The organism is Kumtagia sp., assembly GCF_059502445.1.
The window spans coordinates 84,370-105,284 of record NZ_JCACER010000017.1 but is presented as its reverse complement, the minus strand read 5'-3'; the positions used below and the strand labels follow the sequence as shown (position 1 = coordinate 105,284).

The window sequence follows — 20,915 nt, the reverse complement described above, 5'->3', positions numbered from 1 at the left end:
AGTAGGTCGCTGCCAGGTCTGCCAAAAGCATCAATATCTTCTCTTTATGATAGGCGACGAAAAGTGGCAGGGCCGCTTGCGCGGCCTTTTTCGTTTGCAGAGCGAGTAGCGTAAGCGTAAGCTTACGTCTTGGTGGCGCGGGGTGGAGCAGCCCGGTAGCTCGTCAGGCTCATAACCTGAAGGTCGCAAGTTCAAATCTTGCCCCCGCAACCAGAATTGCAAAGGCCCCGGTGGAAGCACCGGGGCCTTTGCCGTTTTGTACGCGCCGGGATGCCGGCGATCTCGCCGGTCAGTTCGATCTCAAGCTGCCGTCTCGCGGGTCAAAGCCTGTGACCTGAGACTCTAATCTCCTCCGGTTTGAGGCAGAGTCCTGGGTTTCGTTGTGGCCTCATGCGGCCTGTTTTTCCAATGTGGATTTCATTGCGAACTCGGCTGGTGCATGTTGCCGAGGGCCGAGTGGGGCCTGTGGTGTTGTAAGTCCTCCTTCCACGACGCGCAGGCCCGATAGAGGTGTCGGCAATCAATGCAAGGCATTCGCGCGTGTAGTCATCGACGATGGCGAGCACCCGGAAGCGACGGCCATCGGTGAAGGTATCGGAGACGAAGTCCAGGATCCATCGAGTGTTGGCACGATCGGCCACGAGCATGAGCGTGCGCGTGCCCAGCGCCCCGCCTTGCGGCCGTCGCGCCGGCGCACCTGCAGCTTCTCCTCCCGGTAGAGGCGCCGCAGCTTCTTCTGGTTCATCACGATGCGCTGTCGGTCCAGCATGATGTGGCTCCTGGGGTAGCCGAACCGCCGGCGCTCCGCCGCCATGGCCTTCATCGCCTCCACGGAACCGAGCGTCATTCGGCGGGTGCTGGTGTAGCGCACCGTCGAACGGTCGATGTTCAGAGCCTGGCACGCCCGACGCTGGCTCACCCCATCCACTTCGCAGGCATGAGCCACCGCCTCCCGCTTCGCATCGGGCGGCGACATCCTTCAGGATCGCGTTGTCGAGCAACTGCTGGACCAGCAGCTTCTTCAACCAGGATCTGCTCTTCCGTGACCCGCGAGGGTCGCATCGTTCGTCTCCCTGATCGACGGACTCTACCCAAATCTGGGGGAAGTTCAGGGTCTCAGGTCACCTGATCTCTTCAAACATCGAACGCTCCACCAGCCGCACCGGTGACTTCTCGCATAGTTCGCCCCGGTAATCGGCGACAAAGCCGGTCATCTTGCGCAGTACGTCGACGTCGGGGGCTCCACCAGCGCTTGCAGGAAGATCTAACAAGAAGCGGCGCTGCGGAGTTGTGGATAAACTCTCGCTGTGGTTGTTGCCCGTTGACACTTTCCTACGCTTATGGCGCGCTCCCGCTTGGGCAATATGGGTGGGGGGAGAATCATGCTGGCTCGCCGTTTTCGGTGGCTGTGGCTTTCTATTGGCTTGGCCATTTTTGCTACGTTGGTGCCGAGTGGTGGGTCGGCCCAAACACAGGAGGTTCCCGGATCACCGCAAGCCGGGGATGCGCCGGCGCTGCCTCAATCGCAAGGACTCGGCAATGACGGCGCCGGGCTGACGGGGGAGGAAGAGCAGCCGAGCGGAGAGGCTACCGGGGATCCTCAAGCAGTTGAGGATACCGAACCAGATGATGGCGCCGCAGAAACAGACGAGCCGATTGCGCCGGACCAGGCAGCCACTATGGCATCGGAAGAGCCGGTGTCTGCGGCACCGTCTCCGGATTTGAAAGCTACGGCAGAGGGCGCGGGAGCGGCGCGCGCCGGCAATGCAGGCAATCTGACCTATGAGGTCGATATCGACGTGCCGGCCTTTCGGGGGCTCGAGCCCGCCATATCGCTGAGCTACAATTCGCTGCGCAAGACCAAGACCGGAGGGCTCTATCAGGGCTGGCTTGGTTACGGCTGGGGCATTGACGGGTTTGACGTCATCGAGAGGGCGAGCCCTAAAAACGGCGTGCCGGCCTTCGACGCCAACGACGTCTACCTGCTGAATGGCGAGGAACTGATCGATTGCACGGTCGTGACCGCTTCGCCGTTGCCGCCGTCCTGTTCGAGCGGCGAGACGTATGAAAGCGGCGAATATTTCGTCACAGAGCGCGAATCCTTCCTGCGTATCCAGAAGGACAGCCAAAATCAGTTCGTGGTGACGGATCGCAGCGGCACGAAATCGACCTTCCGCACGGCCGCGGACTTTTACGGGATCGCCACTGCAAGCCCCGAAATCGAGGATGTATGGCGCGATTCGCGCTGGCTGCTGTCGTCGGTGGAGGACACGCACGGCAACAGGGTGGAGTATGTCTACGTCTGCACCGGTTTCGCACCCAATGTGGCGCCGGGATTGGATGGCGTCTGCTATCCATCGACGGTCCGTTACAAGAACGCAGGCTCCAACGACGAGATCGTGCGGATTCAACTTTATCGGGAACCCCGACCCGATCATATTTTCATGGCCAACGGTCGCGGGGTCACGACCATTGACCTGCGCATCAGCGCGATCGGCGTCAGCGCACGCACCGGCCCGGGCAACGGTGGATTGACGCTGCGGAACGCCTACAGGCTAACCTATGACCAGGCGCCGTTCTCGGGCGCATCGCGGCTGACACGCGTCGATCTTTTCGGCAGCAACGTCACGGAAGAGATCGCCGCTGACGGTACGATCACCGCGCCCACTACCGGCTTCATCTCCAAACGCATCGCGGCATTCGATTATTACGATGCCACCGGGGACTTCACCGGGCCGGTGGAACTGACCGGCAACAGCGACGTGAGGACGGATTTTGTCTCGGACATGGACTTCGACGGTCGGGACGAAGTGAGTCTCATGGAGGATTTTGTAAGCGGTGGCTATCTTGTAAAGAAACGATTGTTCTTCCGCCCAAACAATACGTGGAGCGCATCCAGCGGTTCTCTGAATTTTCCAGGAAAATTCAAGGAAATGTATGATATAAGAGGATATCAAGGCCATTTTGATAAGGATCGCAATTTTCGTGATTTGGTCTTTGATGATCGTCGAACTATATCAGATGATGGGGATTATCGCTATTTTAGATACGCCGAAAAAACTGGTGAAAATCTTCACGGTGAAGGCGCTATGCTTTGTGGTCTGCCCTATCCTTGCGGAGCGCTGCGCAGTAATCCATATGGTGACATGGACTGGCCGCGGGTCGTCATTGATCCCAACGGCGACGGTATCGACAGTCTCTATAAATTCGACCCGAACGACTACGACAACATCATCGGCGTGGCCGACATGTATGGCAACGGCCGCCAGCAGCTGCTCTATCACGGCAGCAGCAGCGAGGTCATAAGGTTCGCCAAACGCGTCGGCAGCGAGTGGGAGTCTGTCAATACTGGCGTTGTCGCGAATTGCGAAGACGACAAGTGCCGCATCGGCGATTTCAACGGTGACGGCGCCTCCGACCTCATGAAGCTGTTCAAGGATAGTGCCGACTACTGGAATATACGCGTCTATCTTTCTGCTGGAAGCACTTACGAGCTCCACTCGGAACTTCCGATACCTGTTTCGGACGACATAAGGCTCGCGCTGGGCGACTACGACAATGACGGCAAGACGGATTTCTACTTCACCTACAAGAACGAAGGCTGGCTGGGCCGCGTCTATTCGCTGCGCAAGGGCAGTACTGGCGCCAGTTTCGTGCAGTTCACGCCGTTTTCGGTGACGGCATGGTCGTTCGGCAGTGACGAACTCAACCTTGCAGACATCAACGGCGACGGCCTGGCCGACATCAAGGTCAACAAGCGCAACGTGCTGCTGAGCAACGCCGGTGCCGGCAACCCGAACCTTCTGAAGGTGGCGCTGAACGAGCTAGGTGGCAATTTTGCGATCCAGTACCGTCCGTCGACGAACTGGGACAACGGCTACATGCCGCGTGTCATGCATGCGGTGACGAAGCTTTCGGTCGATGCCGACGGCGGTGGTCCGGCGGCTCCGGCCGCGACCACTTACGCCTATTCGGGCGGCAAGTACGATCCTATAGCGCGCAAGTTCCTCGGCTATCGATCGATCACCGAAACCAAGCCTGTGATCGCCGGCGAGACCGAGGCGCCGACGGTGGAGACGACCTATCTGCAGGGGCTCGGGACTTACGGACTGCCGGAGACCGTTGTCTATCGCGACGGCGCTGGCGTGCTGCGCAGGAAGGTCGAAGAGACCTGGACCGTCACCAGCTCAAAACCCTATCGCTCGCTGAACACCGCCACTAAAACCCGGCTTGCCGAAAACAACACCCAGTTCCTCTTGGTCGAGCGGGTGTTCGACACCTACGGCAATCAGACACAGGAGAGAAACTTCGGACTCGTCAATGCCGACGGCTCCGACATCCCGGGCGACGAGATTTGGACGATCTGGGACTTCGAGCCCAACACCGCAGACTACATCGTCTCGCTGCCTATGCTGGAAAGGGTCTACGACACTTTTGCTTCGGGCGTCACGCAGACGAAGCTCAAGCAGACTGCCTGGTTCTACGACGGTAGCGGCAGCTATGTGCAACCGCCGACGACAGGCGATGTGACGCGCATTGCGCGATGGACCGCGTTCGGTCCCGACAGCTACGTCAACGAGCGTTTCACCTACGACACCTACGGCAACAAGACCTCGGCGGTTGACGGTGTCGGCAACCGGACGGAATGGGACTACGACCCGGTCTACCGGCTCCATCCCGTGACCGAGCGGCTTCCGGCCTATTTCGCCAATGGCAGCCTGCCGGCCAAGGCGGCGTTCCAGACGACGACGCAATACGACCCGCTGTGCGGGGCGCCGTCGCAGCACAGCGACATCAATGGCATCGTCTACACCTTCGCCTACGATTCGATCTGCCGTGTCGTCGACTACCGCAACACCACGACCAATTTCTTCCGCATCGTCCAGTATCATTCGGACGGCAATCCGCTGACGCAGCGCATCCTGACCATGGACGCCCAGCCGGGCGCTGTGGTTGCCGGTGCCACTCTCCTGAGCCAGGTCTATTACGATGGGCTGGGCCGGGTGTGGCGCGAGATGCGGCGCGGCGATGCCACCGCGACGGATCCATACCGCTTCACCGACACCATTTATGACGGGCGCGGCAATGTCGAGCAGAAGAGCCATCCGTATTTCAACGACACCGCTGCAGCGGATATTCAGTGGACGGAGAACCGCTACGACTGGGACAACCGGCTGCTGCGGGTCAAACATCCGGATGACTCCAGCCGGCAGTACTATTATAACGTGGTTCCGGTCGGAACGACCTTCTCAAGCACAGGCAATCTGCCGCTCCAGCATGCGGAACTTACAGACGAGCTCGGGCGCACAAGCTACACCTACACAAGCAGCTGGGGCGACGTGATCCGGCTGCGCCGCGACCTGACGCAAGACCCGGACGGGGCGACCCAGAACAACGAATACCGGACCTATGACCGCTTCAAGCGGCTGGTCGGGCTGCGCGATGCCGGCGGCGCGGTATGGGCCTATGAATACGACGCGCTCGGCAACCGGCTGGAGGCGGTCGATCCCGATCTCGGCGAATGGACCTATGCCTATGACGACGCCGGCCGGCTGGTGACGCAGACGGATGCGCGCGGCGTGGTGACGCGCATGAGCTACGACCAGATGGGCCGGCTGCTCAGGCGCTGGGTGGATGCCGCCGTCGACGAGACGCTGGTCGAGAACACCTACGACCAGGCTCGCCCCGGCTATTTCAACGTCGGGCAGTTGACGACGACCCGCAACGGCGCGGCTATCGCCGGTACAACCGGTGGCGCGACGACCCACGAGATCGATTATGACGGCGCCGGACAGGAGGCCCGGCGCAAGAGCTGGATCGATACCCCGACGTCCGCGACGCCGACGAACACGACGACGACGTACCGCGATGCCTCGCACAAGCCGGCGCGGGTCGCCTATGACGGGGCGGGTGCGACGCTCCAGGTCGGCACCAGCAGCGATCGCTGGCAATACACGCTTGATGGGCAGCTCTATTCGATCCCGGACTACATCACCTCGATCCAGTACGAGGCGGACGGCCAGACCAGTCGGATCGAATACGCCAACGGGGTGGTGACCACCTTCGAATATTCGCCGGCAAGGCGCTGGCTGAACCGGGTGATCACGACCCGGACGGCTGGCAATGTGGTGCTGTTCAACGCCGCCTATGGCCGCGATGCCATGGGCAAGATCACGGCCGCGTGCGACAATCCCGCGACGCTGCCGCAGAATTGCAATGCCAGCTCTTCCAAGGAGTTCCTCTATGTCTATGACGAACTCGACCGGCTGACCAAGGTCGACGCCCGCGTCAACAGCCGCGACGAGGATTTCGCCTATGCGCCGAACGGCAATCTGAAGAGCCGCGACAAGGCGGGCGTGCTGACCACCTTCACCTATCCGAGCGGCTCGGCGACGCGGCCGCATGCGCCGATCAAGGTCAACGGCGCCGACATCTCCTACGACGCCAACGGCAACATGACGCGTGACGGGGTGCTGGCGACCGCAGGCACGCGCTCCCTCGCCTGGGACGGCGCCAACCGGCTGCAGCAGGTGGCGATCACCGGCGGCGCCACCGTGGTCTTCGCCTACGGCCCGGACGGGGCGCGGGCCAAAAAATCCAGCACGCTTTCGACGACGCTCTATCCGTCGGCCGACGTGGAGGTGAATGCCGGCGGCAGCGCGATCGCTGCGGGCGATTACACGCGCTATCCGCATGCCGACATCAAGATCGTCGGCAGCCAGAAGTTCTTCCTTCACCGCGATCATCTGGCCTCGGTCAGGCTGATCACCAACGATGCCGGAACGGTGGTGGAGGACACCGGCTACTCCGCCTATGGCGAGCGGGTGGCTATGTCCAACAGCAACTATCCGAATGTCGGCTACAGCACGCAGAAGGGTTATATCGGCGAGCGCTACGACGCCGAGACCGGGCTGATCTACCTCAACGCCCGCTACATGGATCCCGCCTGGGGGCGGTTCATCTCGCCCGACGACTGGGACCCGACGCTGCTGGGGGTGGGGACGAACCGGTATGCCTATGCGGGAAATGATCCGATCAACAAGAGCGATCCGAATGGGCATATTGCGTTTGTAGTACCGGCAATTGCCTGTGCAGGAGGCGGATGTGAAGCCGTGATTGGACTCGCGCTGGGAACGGCTGTCGGAGTAGCAATTTTTGGAAATCCTTTGGCGAATGAAGAAGCGCCACCACCCGATGAAGGCGCGGAGGAGCCACCGAAAGCAAAGGCCGGGTTTGACGAGGTTCACGAAGCGCTTACAAAAGGAGCAATGCCTGGTAACAAGAACAAAGATGCCATAAAGGAACAAGCCGTCCTCGGCCAGAATGAGGCGAAGGAGAATCTGGATAACGTTCGAAGCCTTCCAGGAGCAGATCCAAAGCCAAAAGGACCAGGCGTCGAGGTCATTTCTTTTCCTGACGGCACGCGAGTTACGAGCTACCCGGAGCGAGATTCAACTAAACGCCCTGGTATTGAGCTGCAGCACCCAAGTGATAAAAAGAAAAATGTTAAAATAGATGTGCTTTCAGCTAACAAGCCGCCGGCGGTATCAGAATCTCCTGACTCGCCAAAAGCGTCGGATAAGTCAGCAGGAAGTGACCCGGATAAACTTCCATAGCGCGATGGATGACATAAATGAATGAGCCGCGATATGTGTTAAAGGACATAGCAGATGGGATACGTGAATTAACGGAGGCAGAAAGAAGATTTGCATCTGATGCCCTCGCGTACCAGACATCAAGAGCGCATATGGGTGACAAGCTAGTTCCTGATCGCACTCTGCTTGCGCCGAAAGGTAGCGTTACAGCCAGGATACTCGAATCGGTGTTCGGTCTAGAGGGTGCGAGGCATGGCCGCTGGTCAGAGGAGGATTTTGATAATTTTTTTGAAAAGTATCTTGTTGGTGGATGTTATTTGTGGATAGAACCCTTTGACAGCTTTGAACGGAAACCTGAGATACTATTTTGGGCTCCTTATTCGCCAGCCCGAAGAGATTGGCTATACGTCTACGCTAGTGAATGTGGCATGCGTCCTTGTGGCATGACACGTGTTGATGGACGGCTTTCACTTCTTGCAAATCTTGATTGCGATTTTACATATGTGTTTGGAGACCGTGATCTAATTGAGGAATTTGATCTGGCTTTTGGAGGTAGAGATAGTATTTGCAAAGATTTATGGTCTTTCTTGAGGGCAAATCTTGGTGACGATTTTGATCAAAATGATGCCTATAGGTTTATGAAAGATTACCTGCCGAAAATTGCCGGGTGTGAACAGGTGGCCGAATAGATCAACCTTAGATGAAGCATACGTACAGAGAGGGATCGGCTGACAGTGCCGCTGCTAGCGGTGGTGTTAGTTGGTTTGTTTAGCTGGTCTGGGGTTCCTCCTTCTAACCTATGCATTTTTGGGTAGACTGTCGGCGGAGACTTTCGTGGGATTCGGCCGTTTGTGGCGTTGCCCTCAGTGTGGCCGACACTGATTGCCGTCGGTGTGGAGGCCGTCTTGAGCGGCCTGTGTCTCGAGCCAGATTCCGCGTGACACGATACGGAGTGTTTGTCCAGCAGTGTGCGGTGAAGTATTCGACGATGCTGCTGGCTGCACGCCTCAATCGCTCGCCGATAGGATTGGTTAGACTCAACCACCCGAAATCCTGTGCATAAAGCCGTTTGATGCATTCTCATTCCAGCGCCCGGCCCCGTCTGCCGCTATTCTTTCCGACGGGGTGGATGGGCGTTCATGCGGTGGCGACTCGTATATCTGTCGGTTGCGCTGGCGGCCGTGAGCGCGTGCAGCACCGCGCCCGTCAAGGATTCCTTCTCCGACGCCGTGGACCGCATGCACGCCATGAACTCGCCTTTGCGCTCGGGCAAGGGGCGATCCAGCCCGATCACCGACCGGGCCACGGCGGCGACCAATTTCACCGGTGCAAAGCATGTCGGAACCGGCAGTTTCGTCTCGCGCGGCGGGCCGGCGATCGTCTCGGTCAGGCCGTCCGGCGACGGCCGGAAATATGAGCTGAACCTCGTCAACGCGCCGATCGCGGAGGCGGCCAAGGCGGTGCTCGGCGACGCGCTGCAGGCGAGCTATGTCGTCGATCCGCGTGTCCAGGGGACGGTCACCCTGCAGACACCTTCCCCGGTGTCGCGCGAGGCGCTGTCGGACGTCCTGGAATCGGCGCTGGCGGTCAACGGCGCCGGCATCGTGCGGCGCGGCGGCGGCTATCAGGTTGTGCCGATCGGCGAGACGCTGGCCTCGACGCCGCCGGTTAGCGTCGCGGGTTCCACGCCGTCCGGGCCGGGCATCAAGGTGCAGGTGGTCGAGCTCCGGCACATCGGCGCCGACGAGATGAAAAGCCTGCTCGAGCCGATCAGCCGAAACGGTGCCATTCTCAGGGCCGATCCCAATCGCAACCTCATCGTACTCGCCGGCAATTCCAACGATCTCAACGCAATGCAGGAGGCGGTCTCGGTGTTCGACGTCGACTGGATGCGCGGCATGTCGGTCGCCATCCATCCGCTGAAGACCTCGCAGCCCGCAGCGGTCGCGCAGGAGCTCGACACGATCTTCGGCACCAGCGGCGGCCCCGGCTCGAAACTCATCCGCTTCGTGCCGAACGCCCGGCTGAACGCCGTGCTGGTCATCACCTCGCGTCCCGCCTATCTGGAGCGCGCCGCAACCTGGATCGCCAAGCTGGACCGGATCGCCTACAGCAACGACGACCAGCTCTTCGTCTACGAGATCCAGAACCGGCCGGCGAAGGAACTGGCGCAGGTTCTGCAAGCGGTGCTCGCCAGCGACAGCAGAGGCGGATCGGCAGGCCAGTCTCCCGCCAGCGTTGCTCCCGACCTGTCGCCGGTCATGGTGTCGACCGAGGGCGAGCCGACCGGCGCGACCGAGGCCATGGCAAGCACACTCGGCGCGCGCATGGGGATCGAGTCCGCCTCCGCGGCGACGGCCTTCGCTCCGGCGGCCGTGGCAAGCCTGAAGATAACGGCCGACACGGAGAACAATGCGCTGTTGATCCAGACGACGGCGCGCGAATACGAGCGCGTCGAACGCCTGCTCGGCCAGCTCGACGTGCTTCCCACGCAGGTGCTGCTGGAAGCCGTTATCGCCGAGGTGACGCTCACCGACGAGCTGAAGTTCGGCCTGCGCTGGTTCTTCGAGAGCGGTGATTTTTCGGTCGGCTTCTCCGATCTGGCGAGCGGCGCGGTCAGCGCGGCGTTCCCGGGCTTTGCGTGGCGCTATGCGACGGACGACGTAAAGGTGACGTTGAACGCGCTTTCCAGCGTCACCGACGTCAATGTCGTTTCGGCGCCGAGCCTGATGGCGCTGAACAACCAGAAGGCGACGCTGCAAGTTGGCGATGAAGTGCCGATCGTCACGCAACAATCCACCGGCACCGACGCGCCCGGCGCGCCCGTCATAAACTCCATCGCCATGAAGGACACGGGCGTCATCTTGAATGTGACGCCGCGCGTCAATTCCTCCGGCCGCGTCATGCTGGATATCGAGCAGGAGGTCAGCGCGGTGGTCAAGACCACCACGTCGGGCATCGATTCCCCGACGATACAGCAGCGCAGGATCTCCACCCGCGTGCTGGTCAATGACGGGGAAAGCCTCGCGCTGGGCGGTCTCATCCAGGAAAAGAATGAAATCAGCCGCGGGCAAGTGCCGGTCCTCGGCGACATTCCGCTCGTCGGCAATCTCTTCAAGAACAAGACCGATGGTATCAAGCGGACCGAACTCATCATCTTCATCAGGCCACGAGTCGTGCGCGATATCGCGGAGGCCAGGGACGTGACCGAAGAATTTCGTCGACAGCTGAACTTCGAAACGCCGATCAAGAAGCGGCGCGGCGGCGCGAACAGGACTCAGCAAGACATCAAGCGGTTGACCTATTGATCCCGATGCTGCTTCAGATCACCTTCGGCCCACTGCTTGTTGTTCTTCTTGGCACCATCGCGTGGATCGATCTTCGCAAGATGATCATTCCGGATGCTCTGAACCTTGCGCTGGCGATGTCGGGCTTTGCCTATCAATGGATCGCCGCTCCGGAATCGGTCTGGCTGCACCTTGTGATGGCCGGTGCGGCCTATACGGTGCTTCGGCTCATCCGCCATCTGCACTTCAAGCTGACGGGGCGGGTGGGTTTGGGCATGGGCGACGTGAAGATGATCGGCGCGGCGATGTTGTGGATCGACGGCTGGAACATGCCGATCTTCATCTTCGTGGCGAGCGCCGGGGCTCTTATCTTCGTCCTGCTCCGCGGTCTGGCGAGCGTTGAGCTGACAGCACGTCAGCCCTTCGGCCCGTTCCTGGGGCTCGGGCTCCTGACGGCTTGGCTTATGGAACTGCCGCTTCCGGAAACTTCAGGTTTGTAAGCGATGAGGGTTGCAATGGAGAAAGCTGTTGGCGAGCAGACAACCTCGACGGTCCAATGTGCCCGCGAGGAGGGTTTCACATTGGTAGAAATGCTGGTCGTGCTGGCGATCATCGCTCTCGTCACGACGCTCGTGGCGCCCCAGATCCTGCGCTATCTCGGCTCGGCGCGGGCCGACGCGGCCCAGGCGCAAATCCGGAGCATCGGTAGCGCGCTCGAACTCTACTTCATCGATGTCGGAGCCTATCCCACGAACGAGGAAGGGTTGCCGGCTTTGGCGGTCGCTCCGGCTTCGGCGACACACTGGAACGGCCCCTATCTCAGGGGCGCCGACAAGCTGACCGACCCGTGGGGCGAGGCTTATGTATATCAGAACGACGGATCGGAGTTTTCCATCCGGTCACTTGGCCGCGACGGCAAGGAGGGTGGTGAGGGGCTCGACGCGGATATAGGCGGCTGAGTTCCCTTCACGAGAGTGGATTCGGGGCGAAGCCTCTGCTCCTCCGAGTCACTCGGCTGTGCCGGCAGCCAATCCGAGAATGGCATGTCCCTCCGCTGTCATGGACTTGCCGTTCCGCCGGGCGACGAGGTCGATCTGCACTGCTGCCGGCAGACCCGGCCTCGACGTCCAGTTATCGGACCAGATCGGGCTACGAGACTTTCCTTCATAATACAGATAGCGGAAGGTTATCGAAGTGATGTTGTCGGCGAGGTTAATCGATTTCTCTCCCGCAATGCTCGCTGCACCGAACCGGCGGGGCCGGAAGGATTGCATGAGGCTTCGCGCAACTTCCGTTCCCGAAAGTTCTATGGTGGTCTCGCGAAGCCCAAAAGACTGCGCCCCCTGGCGGGCTATTGTGACGAAACTCAGTCTTGCCCGATCGCCATCCAGAGACATGCGCTTTTCCGGATCGCCGTTGATGAAAAACAGAGGCATCGCCCCGCCAATGGTTTCCTCAAGATAGGCGGCCAATGCATCCAGCTCCGCCTGTGCGGAGATGTCCGTCTGAAGGCGTTTTATCGATCGAAACTGACCGAGGAAGCCCATCATCAGGCCGGCAAGAAGAGAGGTGAGAACAAGGGCGACGAGCATGTCGACCAGCGTGAAGCCTCCGCTGCGATCGCTCCTGGCGAGTGTAGTTTTGCGAAACGGCGTCATCGAAGGCTACTTTTGTGCTGGCGCTGGATCGCTAGTTCTCCGGGACCGTGCCGATCATGGGTACTATCTGGACATGCATCTCGGGCAAATCCTTTCCATCCACACCAGTAAGCGCCACGGTCACCCGGGCAGCTACGCTTCCGCCTTCGAGGGCCATCGGCCGTAACTCGATGCGCCATGACGGACCGCTGAACGTCCGCACTCCACCCGAATAGGCGTCGATCACGGCCGGCAATTCCTCGGACACCACCTTGCGCAGCAGCATATGTCGATCGCCTCTCGATTCCGCTTGGCGGTCACTCAGGCTCGCTTGAGAGATCGATTGCACCGAGAGCGCTAGGCCCAAGGAGAGCACGAGGAAAGCAACAAGAACTTCCAGCGTCCAGAAGCCGGCATCGCCGCGGTCGGTTGCCTTAGTCATCGCCGCCGTCCTGGATCATCGGAATGCCGGTCAGCCACGATACGACGATCCTCGAAGACCTATTCCTCTGATCGGTCAACGTGAATTTCGCGCCGGTCGATCCACCGTCGGCGAAAAAGAGAAGAGCCGCGCTTCCGTCGGCGGCCAGCAATTCCTGCCCGATCAGCAAATCGGCCTGCAATCCTTCGCCGAAATGGATCGTCCGTCCGGCGCCTCCAATGCTGCGCTTGTCGAGATCGAACTCGATCCGTTGCTCGTGCCCCTGCGCCAGCGCCTTGATACGCGCCGCGAAAAACATCGACTGCAGGTCCCGCACGATGGAATCCGGAGCCCCCTCGACGCGGCCGCGTCCAATCATCGGCAAGGCGATGGCTGTCATCAGGGCGACCACGGCAAGAACGACCATCATTTCGACAAGGGTGAAGCCCTGCTGCTCGATCCGCCGATCAAAAGAGGAGTGCCTCATTGCACGGCCACCTCGTTGACGCTGAGCAACGCTGTCATCACGGAGACGAAAAGACCGCCGACCGTCAGACCAAGGGCAATTGTGATGGCGGGCGTGAGGAACGTGACAAGCTGATCGATCCGGCGTTTGACCTTCGCCTCGACCAGCGCTGAAGCGCGCCTCAAGAGTGTCGGCAAGCGGTTCGATTCCTCGCCGATACCAACCAGCGTAAGCGTTGCATCGGAGAACATACCGGTCTTCTTGCACGCGTCTTGCAGCCGCTCGCCAGTGGCTACGCCGTCCCGCACACTTGCGAACCTTGCCTTCATATCGGGGATCGAACAGGTAAGGGCTGCGAGCCGTAGCGCCTCGATCATCGCCACATCGTTTTCCATCAGCAGCGATAGTGTGTGGAGATAGGTCGCAACCGCGTTGTCCCGGCGAAGGCGACCTAGGATCGGCATTTTCAGTAGCAGGCGCGCAATCGCCAGTCGTCCGGCAGGTCGCTGCCACAGCAAAGTGGCCCCGAGCGCCGAGACCAGAACGCCGCAAACGATGGCTACGGCATGACCGCTCAGAAGCCGTCCGAGGCCCGAAAACAACGCCACGACAACCGGTTTTTGCGCCGTACCGGCTTCGAAGATCGGTTCTATCGCCGGCATCAGAAAAAGCGACAGGAAGAGCACTGCGGCGATGATCATCAGAACAAGGAAGGCCGGATAGGCAAGTGCACCCAGGATCGCCGACCGCCTCTCGGCACGATAGCGGTGATCCTCCGCCATGCGGGCGATCACCTCGACGATTCGGCCACTGCTCTCGCCGCTGGCAATCATCGCTCCCATCGTCGACGGTAATCCGGGCAGCGTCGAAAATGCCTCGGAGAAAGATTTGCCGTTGGCAATCTGATCCGAGATGGTCAGGAGTTGCGTGCGGTGGTGGCCGGACGCCTCGGCGGTCGCAAAGATGCGGAGCGCAGCCGGCACGTTGAAACCCGCTTCGAGCAGCACCGACAGTTCGGAAAGAAGTTTCGCCAAATCGGGCGTTCGCCGGATTTGCCACCAGAGAGCGTTTGCTTGTTGCGCGCTCCCCGCTACATCCAATTCGGTGAGGGCAAAAGGCCGCTTGCCGGCCTGCAAAAGTTTGCGGGCGGCGTCGTGGGAATCGGCCGCGTCGATCCGGCCGGCCTCGGGCGACCCATCCGTCAGGTAGGCGCGGTAGGTGAACGATGCCACGTTCAGTGATCCGCCAATTCGACGACCCGGCGTATTTCAGCCTCCGTCGTCATTCCCGCAGCGACGAGCTTCCGCGCGTGAGCCATGAGTGAGATCATGCCCTCCTGCTCAGCTTCGGCCTCGATTTCCGCCTCGTTGGCGCCGCCGCTTACCAAGCTGCCGATCTTCTCCGACACGGAGAGCAGTTCGAAGCAGACGATCCGTCCGGAATAGCCGGTGTCACGACAGTCTGCACATCGCGTCAGACCGGACGCGGGGGACCCAGCCGATTGGCCGCGGCAATGTGGACATGTCCTGCGGACGAGCCTTTGGCTGACCACGCCGCGAATCGTCGCGCCGAGCAGATAGCTGTCGATACCGATGTCGCGTAGCCGTGTGAACGCGCCCGCGGCGCTGTTCGTGTGCAAGGTCGACAACACGAGATGCCCGGTAAGAGCCGCGCGGATCGCGATCTCGGCTGTCTCCTTGTCGCGTACCTCGCCGACCAGGATGACATCCGGATCCTGACGCAGCACCGATCGCAGGGCCGCTGCGAAATCCAGGCCGATCGCCGGTTCCACCTGCAATTGTGTAACACCTGCTAGGCGGTACTCGACGGGATCCTCGACCGTAAAGATCTTGGTGTCGATCGAATTGCGCCCCTTGAGCATCGAATAAAGAGTCGTGGTTTTGCCGCTGCCGGTCGGGCCGGTAATCAGGATGATGCCATTTGCCGCTTGCGACATCGCCGTGAGCCGTGCCCTTGCTGCGGGGTCGAAGCCAAGGGCTTCCAGTTCAAGTCTCACTCTCGATCGATCGAGCACGCGCAGCACGATCGCCTCTCCATGCGCGCTGGGCACCACCGACACGCGCATGTCGACATTCTGGCCACGCACCACTGCCCGCAAGCGCCCGTCCTGGGGAATGCGCCGTTCCGCAATGTTCAATTGCGCCAGGATCTTGATACGCGTCACGATGCCCGCATGCATCGAACGCGCCACGGTCTCTGCGAGCAACAATAGCCCATCCAGACGAACCCGGATGCGTACATTGTCCTCCTGCGGCTCGATGTGGATGTCGGTGGCTCCACGTTCCACGGCCTCGTTGATCACCCGGCTGACCAGCCGAACGACCGGCGCCTCGCGGGCGATGTCGCGTAGTCTGTCCGCATCGTTGAGATTGGCGTAAGCGTCGAACGCATCCGCCAAAACCTCTCCTGCCGCGCCCTGCCGGAGGAGCTTAAACTGCGCGGCAATGTGGCTGCGGGTAGCGATATGCAGCGAAGGCATGCGGTCGAGGTGGAAGGCCAGCGCATCGATCGCACCGCGTGAGAAAGGGTCGCTGACCGCCACGGAGACAACGCCGTCGGTCATGCCGAGCGGTAAGATGGAACTGCCTTCGCAGAACGAGAGCCCCACGAGATCGACCAACTGAGCGTCGAGGCCGAAAAGGTCGTTGAACAATGGCAATTGCAGGATCGAGGCGAGATGTCTGGCCAGTTCATCCTCCCGCAACAGGCCAAGTTCGGTCAAGACGATGTCGAATGGATGCGACGTGGAGGTCAGCGCGGCCCTGGCGCGGCCTGCTCCGTCCTGGGACAACGCACCATCGGCAACCAGACGGTTCAGTACCTCGTCCGCAGTCGGCCTTTGCAGATGGACATTCATGGGCCGAGCCCCGCAAGGACTTGAGCGATGTCGCTGGAAAGAGGCGCGGGACATGTGACCTGCGACTGTATATCGCGCGTCTCGTCCCGCGCCGCCAATAGTTTTTCGATGCGTCTGAACGGCCGATCGCGCCGCGTCGACGGCTCAATCAGGTATGCCGAATGACCACGGAATGGCGATTTCGGCGCCTCTACGGCAACGCTGATCGCCGTCGGAGAACGGGACGCGCCGGCATCCGCATGCGGGCTGGCCGCATTCTCCATCATGATGGCGAGCCGCTTGGGTGCTCGCGACGAAACAACGATGCCCAACCGCGAATGCACTGTAAAAGTCGCATAGAGGGCGGCCGGCGGAATGTCGCGAAGCGGCTGAAAGTCCGAAAGCTCGAAAACGGACTCGAACGGTCCCCGCTTCGCGCCGCTGAATATCTCGACTTCCGCGCCGCGCGTTTCGGATTGCGGCTCATAGCTTCGGTAGGTGACGATCGCTTCGGCGAGATCGTCCGCTTGATCTTCGGACACGCCAAGCGCCCTCAAGCCTGTCGCAAGCGTGCTTGCGTCTGCGGCGTTGAGATCGACCAGCCCGGTCTGGTCCTGGAGTTCGGCCGTGACCAAATAGCCGGAAATCTTGCAGACGACAGGTTGGGAATTAAGAGGCAAAGGCTGCTGCGGTGCCACTCCGGCGGTCCCCAATTGTCGCATCGCTACCAAGGTCAAGACCGCGTCGGCAAGGCTATCCAGGCGGTCCTGCTGGGCCCGGTTGGCTGCGACCAGCCAGTTGGTTCGGGCCGCCATAGCGAAAGGCGCGACGATCGCTGCCACGAAAAGCAGGAACAATAGCACCGCGACCAGCGCGAAACCGGCATTGTCATGCTCCGGCCGACCCGGCGGCGCGCTCATTCGGTGACACTACTGGCCGGCGCGGCCGAATAAAGGGAAACCGTCAAATTCCGTCCGCCACTCTCAAGTGTCACAGCGGCACGGGTAATCGAGACGACTGTCCATCCCGAAACTTCCTCGCCCCGGCCATACCAGCGAAGGTCGCCGCCTTTGGCGGGGCCGATCAGCGCGCGACTTCTATCGGACGTCAGACTGATGCCGGCCAGCCGCAGGTCCGGCATCGTCTCGGCCACCACCGACTCCGGTTCGATTTCGAGAGGGGGTGGCGGTTCCTCGACGAATTCTTCCTCCACGGGTTCGACCGGAGGCGGAACAAAGGGCCTGCGCGTGGTATGAAACAGCGGCCGCAAAAGGCTCTCGGCAGGCGCAAGCGCCAATTCCCGGTCGGGCTGGTCTGCACCGCCATTGGCCACTTGCGGATAAGACAGGTTTACGGCGTTGTTGGGCTCGATCGGCGAGAGGTCGGGCGGGGTCCGCCACCAGTGGATGTTGAGGAAAACCATCGCCGCGCTGGCCGCCACAAGAGCAAGAGAGACGGGGGTCCGTATCATTGCACGGTTCCGGCTTGCGGCACGCCGAGATCGGAACGCAGGGCGCCGTAGACACGCAACTGCGCCGATATTTCCGGTGCCTGCCTTACGTTGGGGCCGATCGATCCGCTCAGCCACAGATTGGCGCTGCGCACGATCATTGGCTTCGACGTCTCGACCGATAGCACCGCGTTGTAGACCGCCTCCACAGTGCCGGATATGTCGGCGCCGACACCGACGTAACGCACGCCATTGACCGTCAGGTCGGGGACGTTGCTGATCGACAGTACATTGGCGTTCTGCGCGGTGATCACTTCGCTCAAATGCTTCTGCATGTTGCCGCGGATGACGGCCTCGGTCTCGCCTTCGAGAAATTCGGCACCAGCCGATGGTGAGGCCATCTCCCTTTCCCGCATCAACCCGGCCTTCAGGCCGGCGATCGCCTGCAGGCGGCCGATCGCCTCCCGTTTCTCACGAACCTCCGCGTTGACGTCCAGCACGGAGGACAGCGCCAGTTGGACAGCGAAACCGCTCGCCACAAGCACCATCACGAGCACGGCAAGGGCGATCGCCCGCCGCGCGCGGCGTGAAGCGTTGACGATGCGGGTGACTGGATCCCCCATCACCGCTCCAGCTTCATGACGAGGGTGAAGCGCTCGCCGTCGGCGCCAGGCGCTTTGACGACCGGAGCGGTGAAGGTCGGTCCGCTGAACAGCGGCGAGGCGTCGAGCGTCGCAATCAGCCCGGCGGCGGAAGACGAAAACCCTGAAAACGTCACCTTGTCGTCCTCGATAGAAAGATCGATGATCCAACTGTCGTCGGGCACGAGCCGTGTCAGTTCTTCCAGGATTTTAGCGAGCGGGATCGCCTGGGCGCGCTGCACGCGCACGCTCTCAATTTGCTCGACGCGCCGATTGCGTTCGTCCGACAGCGCGCGCACGGTCTTTACCTCGACTCCGAGCGCCTCGATCTCCGTATCGAGCTGTCTTATCCCTTCCCTGTAATGCCATTGGGCATGACCGAGGGTTGCGATAGCGAGCACGGCCGAGGCGGCGACCACGACTCGGAAAAAGCCGCGCTGCAACCTGTCACGCCAGGCCGGCCGAACGAGCGCGCCAAGTTCTTCGACATATAGCTCAACTGGGCCACCCTCGCTCTCCGCCCGCATGGTGCCGAGGCGTGCCCCGGCCTGCTCGATCGCGGCGAGAAGCGGCTTTAGCGTCTCCCGCTTGACGACGAAATAGCGGTGATCACTGCGATCAGCATCGCCGGTGGCAAACAGCATGATCACGGTGGCTGGATCGAGTGGGGTGGAGGACTGGAGGTCGAGCGCGGCCATAGCGCTAGCGCGGCGGCTGGGTAGGCGGAAGGGAGCAACTTGCCGCTCCAGAAAACGTCCCGAGCCCAGCACAAGGTCGACGATAGGGCGCTTCTTTTCATGAGCGGAACGCACGAGTCCTTCAAGTTCCACCCGCAAATCCTGGGGCTCGAACAATTCCCGCGGTTCGGTCACGTCGCCTGAAGCGCCTGCAGCGTGCCAGCTATGAACAGAGTCCCTTCCCACAACGAGGGTGCAATCTGCAGTTTGCTTTTTCCTGACCGCAGCCGGCGTCATGGCGACGAGTTCCGCCAGCCACCACTCGCCGAAATCAGCCAAATCGTTGCGCAGGGAGAATTGATGCATGCCGTCAGTCCGGCGCGTAGCAGCAGATAAGACACTCTCTCATTAGCAAAAAACAGGAAAGCGTTCAGTGACCAATGGGAACGGAACCACGAAAATCACAGGTTTGTTTAGATCAGCCGAGCGAGCGGGGGTGAATCAGGAGTGTGACGAGTGTGAATATGGCTGGAAGAAGCCAAAGCCCGTTGGCGAGAAAAATTTCTATCAGTACGCCCCCGATCCTTCCGCTCCAACTTCAGTTTCGGTCAGTGGGCGTTACGCGTGCCGCTGGAAACCGCCGGTAGCTCTCCGCCTGGCACGCTTTCCACCGAAAAGCTTCGGCATGGCCGGCCGTGTTGATCCGGCAGACAGCCTGAATCAGCGTCGCCCTGATTTCTGAATCTCCTTCAATTAGTGCGGGTCATGCTCCAAGACTGTGCGCTTTGCCGGCACAAGAGGAAACAGCTTGCAGCTGAGCCGAGGCAGACAACGCTGGTAGCCAGCCCCCGCAACCAGAATTGCAAAGGCCCCGGTGGAAGCACCGGGGCCTTTGCCGTTTGTACGCGCCAGAATACCCGCGATCTCGCAACCAACTCGATCTCAAGCCGTCCATCCTGTGGGGTCAGCCCGATTTCCCGAGAAGGGGTGGAAGCACCCTCGGCGGGAGACGATCTCAGCAGGCATGCTTTTTTGCGCTGCGCAGGAGCGCCGCGTATTCGGTGCCGGCTCTGTTCAGGATGAACCGTTTTCGGCACTTCTCAGGAGAGCGTGGCGTATGTCGCGGTCGAGCAGGTCGATGTCCAGCCGTTCGCGCAATCGGTTCAGTCGGTAGCGCAGCGTCGAAACATGAATGCCGAGCGCATCCGCTGTTCGCTGGAACCTTCCGTCGTGGAGGGCAAATGCCCGGGCGGTCTCAAGCATGTCGGCACGCTTCTCGCCCGCCAGCTTCAGAACGGCGGGGTGGACCTCGGCGCCGGGCGGCTCGGAATGGCGCGTGGCGTCGATGTCGCCCAGCGCCAGAGCCAGGATGGATATGGCAAGCTGGAGCCAAGGCAAGGCGGCCTCCTCCCGGGAAAGCACCCGGCTGGAATGGCAGCTGACGACGAAACCCTTGTTGCCTTGCGTGCGCAGGAGCAGCATCGCCACGGAACGGTAGTCCTGGATGTCCGCATCGAGGCGGTAGAGCGGGAAAGCGGTGCTTTCCCGCATGTCCGGAATGAACCGCGGAGCGCCGCCTTTGAGGAGTTCCCGCGCCGGGCTGAGGCCGAGCGGCCACTTGGTTCGCAGGCTCTCGAACAGGGGGCTGACCGGGCCATGCCGGGCCAGCAGCGTGACCGTTCCCGTGGAACCGTCGACCTCCAGCAGACCGGTATTCCGCCATTGCGGGCAAATCCGCGTCACGCCCGCCAGCCCCACGCGAATTTTTGCTTCGCTGCCGGTGCACGCGGCCAGCTCTCTTGCGAGACGATCGACAGCTTCCGGCTGCATGCCGCGCTCTCCTATGTTTCATAGGAAAACAATAGCCTGCCTGTCCTACGGATT

Annotated in this window: 17 protein-coding genes and 1 tRNA gene; 7 read left to right on the top strand and 11 right to left on the bottom strand. The window is 61.0% G+C overall.

Annotation, left to right across the window (positions count from 1 at the left end; all coding sequences use genetic code 11):
* Positions 1 to 136: 136 nt before the first annotated feature.
* A tRNA-Met gene (locus tag AC5JDC_RS07180) sits at positions 137 to 213 on the top strand.
* A 307-nt stretch (positions 214 to 520) separates the two neighbouring features.
* Here AC5JDC_RS07180 and AC5JDC_RS07175 read toward each other — a convergent pair.
* Positions 521 to 976, bottom strand: a complete 456-nt coding sequence (locus tag AC5JDC_RS07175; protein WP_495840394.1) for an IS3 family transposase — start codon at positions 974 to 976, stop codon at positions 521 to 523.
* Between the two features lie 406 nt (positions 977 to 1,382).
* Here AC5JDC_RS07175 and AC5JDC_RS07170 point away from each other — a divergent pair, with 406 nt between their 5' ends.
* The 5 genes from AC5JDC_RS07170 to gspG all read left to right on the top strand — a co-directional run bounded on the left by AC5JDC_RS07170 (position 1,383) and on the right by gspG (position 11,841).
* Positions 1,383 to 7,616 (top strand): RHS repeat-associated core domain-containing protein, encoded by a 6,234-nt coding sequence (locus AC5JDC_RS07170; RefSeq protein ID WP_495840392.1) that lies wholly within the window; start codon positions 1,383 to 1,385, stop codon positions 7,614 to 7,616.
* Between the two features lie 17 nt (positions 7,617 to 7,633).
* Positions 7,634 to 8,284 (top strand): hypothetical protein, encoded by a 651-nt coding sequence (locus tag AC5JDC_RS07165; protein WP_495840391.1) that lies wholly within the window; start codon positions 7,634 to 7,636, stop codon positions 8,282 to 8,284.
* Positions 8,285 to 8,734: 450 nt separating this feature from the next.
* Complete coding sequence (gspD, locus tag AC5JDC_RS07160; RefSeq protein ID WP_495840389.1) at positions 8,735 to 10,903, top strand: type II secretion system secretin GspD; 2,169 nt, start codon at positions 8,735 to 8,737, stop codon at positions 10,901 to 10,903.
* A gap of 5 nt (positions 10,904 to 10,908) precedes the next feature.
* A complete protein-coding gene (locus AC5JDC_RS07155) occupies positions 10,909 to 11,382 on the top strand; it encodes a prepilin peptidase (protein ID WP_495840403.1) in 474 nt (157 codons plus the stop codon).
* A gap of 15 nt (positions 11,383 to 11,397) precedes the next feature.
* Entirely contained in the window at positions 11,398 to 11,841 is a 444-nt protein-coding gene (gene gspG / locus AC5JDC_RS07150) for a type II secretion system major pseudopilin GspG (protein ID WP_495840387.1), read from the top strand.
* Between the two features lie 48 nt (positions 11,842 to 11,889).
* Here the strand turns inward: gspG and AC5JDC_RS07145 are convergent, their stop codons facing one another.
* Genes AC5JDC_RS07145 through AC5JDC_RS07105 form a run of 9 tightly spaced genes read right to left on the bottom strand, consistent with a single transcriptional unit; the run spans position 11,890 to position 19,397 of the window.
* A complete protein-coding gene (locus AC5JDC_RS07145; protein ID WP_495840385.1) occupies positions 11,890 to 12,540 on the bottom strand; it encodes a PulJ/GspJ family protein in 651 nt (216 codons plus the stop codon).
* Between the two features lie 31 nt (positions 12,541 to 12,571).
* Positions 12,572 to 12,961: a hypothetical protein gene (locus AC5JDC_RS07140; protein ID WP_495840383.1), complete on the bottom strand. Its 390-nt coding sequence runs from the start codon at positions 12,959 to 12,961 to the stop codon at positions 12,572 to 12,574.
* On the bottom strand, positions 12,954 to 13,427 hold the full coding sequence (locus AC5JDC_RS07135; RefSeq protein ID WP_495840381.1) for a GspH/FimT family pseudopilin: 474 nt from the start codon (positions 13,425 to 13,427) through the stop codon (positions 12,954 to 12,956). The genes AC5JDC_RS07140 and AC5JDC_RS07135 overlap by 8 nt, the downstream gene beginning before the upstream one ends.
* Positions 13,424 to 14,638, bottom strand: a complete 1,215-nt coding sequence (locus AC5JDC_RS07130; protein WP_495840379.1) for a type II secretion system F family protein — start codon at positions 14,636 to 14,638, stop codon at positions 13,424 to 13,426. Before AC5JDC_RS07130 ends, AC5JDC_RS07135 begins: the two co-directional genes overlap by 4 nt.
* A 2-nt stretch (positions 14,639 to 14,640) precedes the next feature.
* Entirely contained in the window at positions 14,641 to 16,284 is a 1,644-nt protein-coding gene (locus tag AC5JDC_RS07125) for a GspE/PulE family protein (RefSeq protein ID WP_495840377.1), read from the bottom strand.
* On the bottom strand, positions 16,281 to 17,183 hold the full coding sequence (locus AC5JDC_RS07120; protein ID WP_495840375.1) for a hypothetical protein: 903 nt from the start codon (positions 17,181 to 17,183) through the stop codon (positions 16,281 to 16,283). The genes AC5JDC_RS07125 and AC5JDC_RS07120 overlap by 4 nt, the downstream gene beginning before the upstream one ends.
* Complete coding sequence (locus tag AC5JDC_RS07115; protein ID WP_495840373.1) at positions 17,180 to 17,734, bottom strand: hypothetical protein; 555 nt, start codon at positions 17,732 to 17,734, stop codon at positions 17,180 to 17,182. The genes AC5JDC_RS07120 and AC5JDC_RS07115 overlap by 4 nt, the downstream gene beginning before the upstream one ends.
* Positions 17,731 to 18,336, bottom strand: coding sequence for a type II secretion system protein GspM (gene gspM, locus AC5JDC_RS07110; protein WP_106771515.1), 606 nt, complete (start codon positions 18,334 to 18,336; stop codon positions 17,731 to 17,733). Before gspM ends, AC5JDC_RS07115 begins: the two co-directional genes overlap by 4 nt.
* Entirely contained in the window at positions 18,336 to 19,397 is a 1,062-nt protein-coding gene (locus AC5JDC_RS07105; RefSeq protein ID WP_106771514.1) for a PilN domain-containing protein, read from the bottom strand. Before AC5JDC_RS07105 ends, gspM begins: the two co-directional genes overlap by 1 nt.
* A 67-nt stretch (positions 19,398 to 19,464) precedes the next feature.
* Here AC5JDC_RS07105 and AC5JDC_RS07100 point away from each other — a divergent pair, with 67 nt between their 5' ends.
* Entirely contained in the window at positions 19,465 to 19,773 is a 309-nt protein-coding gene (locus AC5JDC_RS07100; protein WP_133170069.1) for a hypothetical protein, read from the top strand.
* Positions 19,774 to 20,105: 332 nt separating this feature from the next.
* Here the strand turns inward: AC5JDC_RS07100 and AC5JDC_RS07095 are convergent, their stop codons facing one another.
* Positions 20,106 to 20,861, bottom strand: a complete 756-nt coding sequence (locus AC5JDC_RS07095; protein WP_495840371.1) for a helix-turn-helix domain-containing protein — start codon at positions 20,859 to 20,861, stop codon at positions 20,106 to 20,108.
* Positions 20,862 to 20,915: the final 54 nt, after the last annotated feature.

Bases quoted from the DNA above. Each gene is read 5' to 3' on its own strand.
- AC5JDC_RS07115 (WP_495840373.1), bottom strand. From the start codon at position 17,734: ATGATACGGACCCCCGTCTCTCTTGCTCTTGTGGCGGCCAGCGCGGCG.
- AC5JDC_RS07135 (WP_495840381.1), bottom strand. From the start codon at position 13,427: ATGAGGCACTCCTCTTTTGATCGGCGGATCGAGCAGCAGGGCTTCACC.
- AC5JDC_RS07140 (WP_495840383.1), bottom strand. From the start codon at position 12,961: ATGACTAAGGCAACCGACCGCGGCGATGCCGGCTTCTGGACGCTGGAA.
- gspD (WP_495840389.1), top strand. From the start codon at position 8,735: ATGCGGTGGCGACTCGTATATCTGTCGGTTGCGCTGGCGGCCGTGAGC.
- AC5JDC_RS07120 (WP_495840375.1), bottom strand. From the start codon at position 17,183: ATGAGCGCGCCGCCGGGTCGGCCGGAGCATGACAATGCCGGTTTCGCG.
- AC5JDC_RS07170 (WP_495840392.1), top strand. From the start codon at position 1,383: ATGCTGGCTCGCCGTTTTCGGTGGCTGTGGCTTTCTATTGGCTTGGCC.
- AC5JDC_RS07175 (WP_495840394.1), bottom strand. From the start codon at position 976: ATGTCGCCGCCCGATGCGAAGCGGGAGGCGGTGGCTCATGCCTGCGAA.
- AC5JDC_RS07145 (WP_495840385.1), bottom strand. From the start codon at position 12,540: ATGACGCCGTTTCGCAAAACTACACTCGCCAGGAGCGATCGCAGCGGA.
- AC5JDC_RS07155 (WP_495840403.1), top strand. From the start codon at position 10,909: ATGCTGCTTCAGATCACCTTCGGCCCACTGCTTGTTGTTCTTCTTGGC.
- AC5JDC_RS07125 (WP_495840377.1), bottom strand. From the start codon at position 16,284: ATGAATGTCCATCTGCAAAGGCCGACTGCGGACGAGGTACTGAACCGT.
- gspG (WP_495840387.1), top strand. From the start codon at position 11,398: ATGGAGAAAGCTGTTGGCGAGCAGACAACCTCGACGGTCCAATGTGCC.
- AC5JDC_RS07105 (WP_106771514.1), bottom strand. From the start codon at position 19,397: ATGCATCAATTCTCCCTGCGCAACGATTTGGCTGATTTCGGCGAGTGG.
- AC5JDC_RS07095 (WP_495840371.1), bottom strand. From the start codon at position 20,861: ATGCAGCCGGAAGCTGTCGATCGTCTCGCAAGAGAGCTGGCCGCGTGC.
- AC5JDC_RS07165 (WP_495840391.1), top strand. From the start codon at position 7,634: ATGAATGAGCCGCGATATGTGTTAAAGGACATAGCAGATGGGATACGT.
- gspM (WP_106771515.1), bottom strand. From the start codon at position 18,336: ATGGGGGATCCAGTCACCCGCATCGTCAACGCTTCACGCCGCGCGCGG.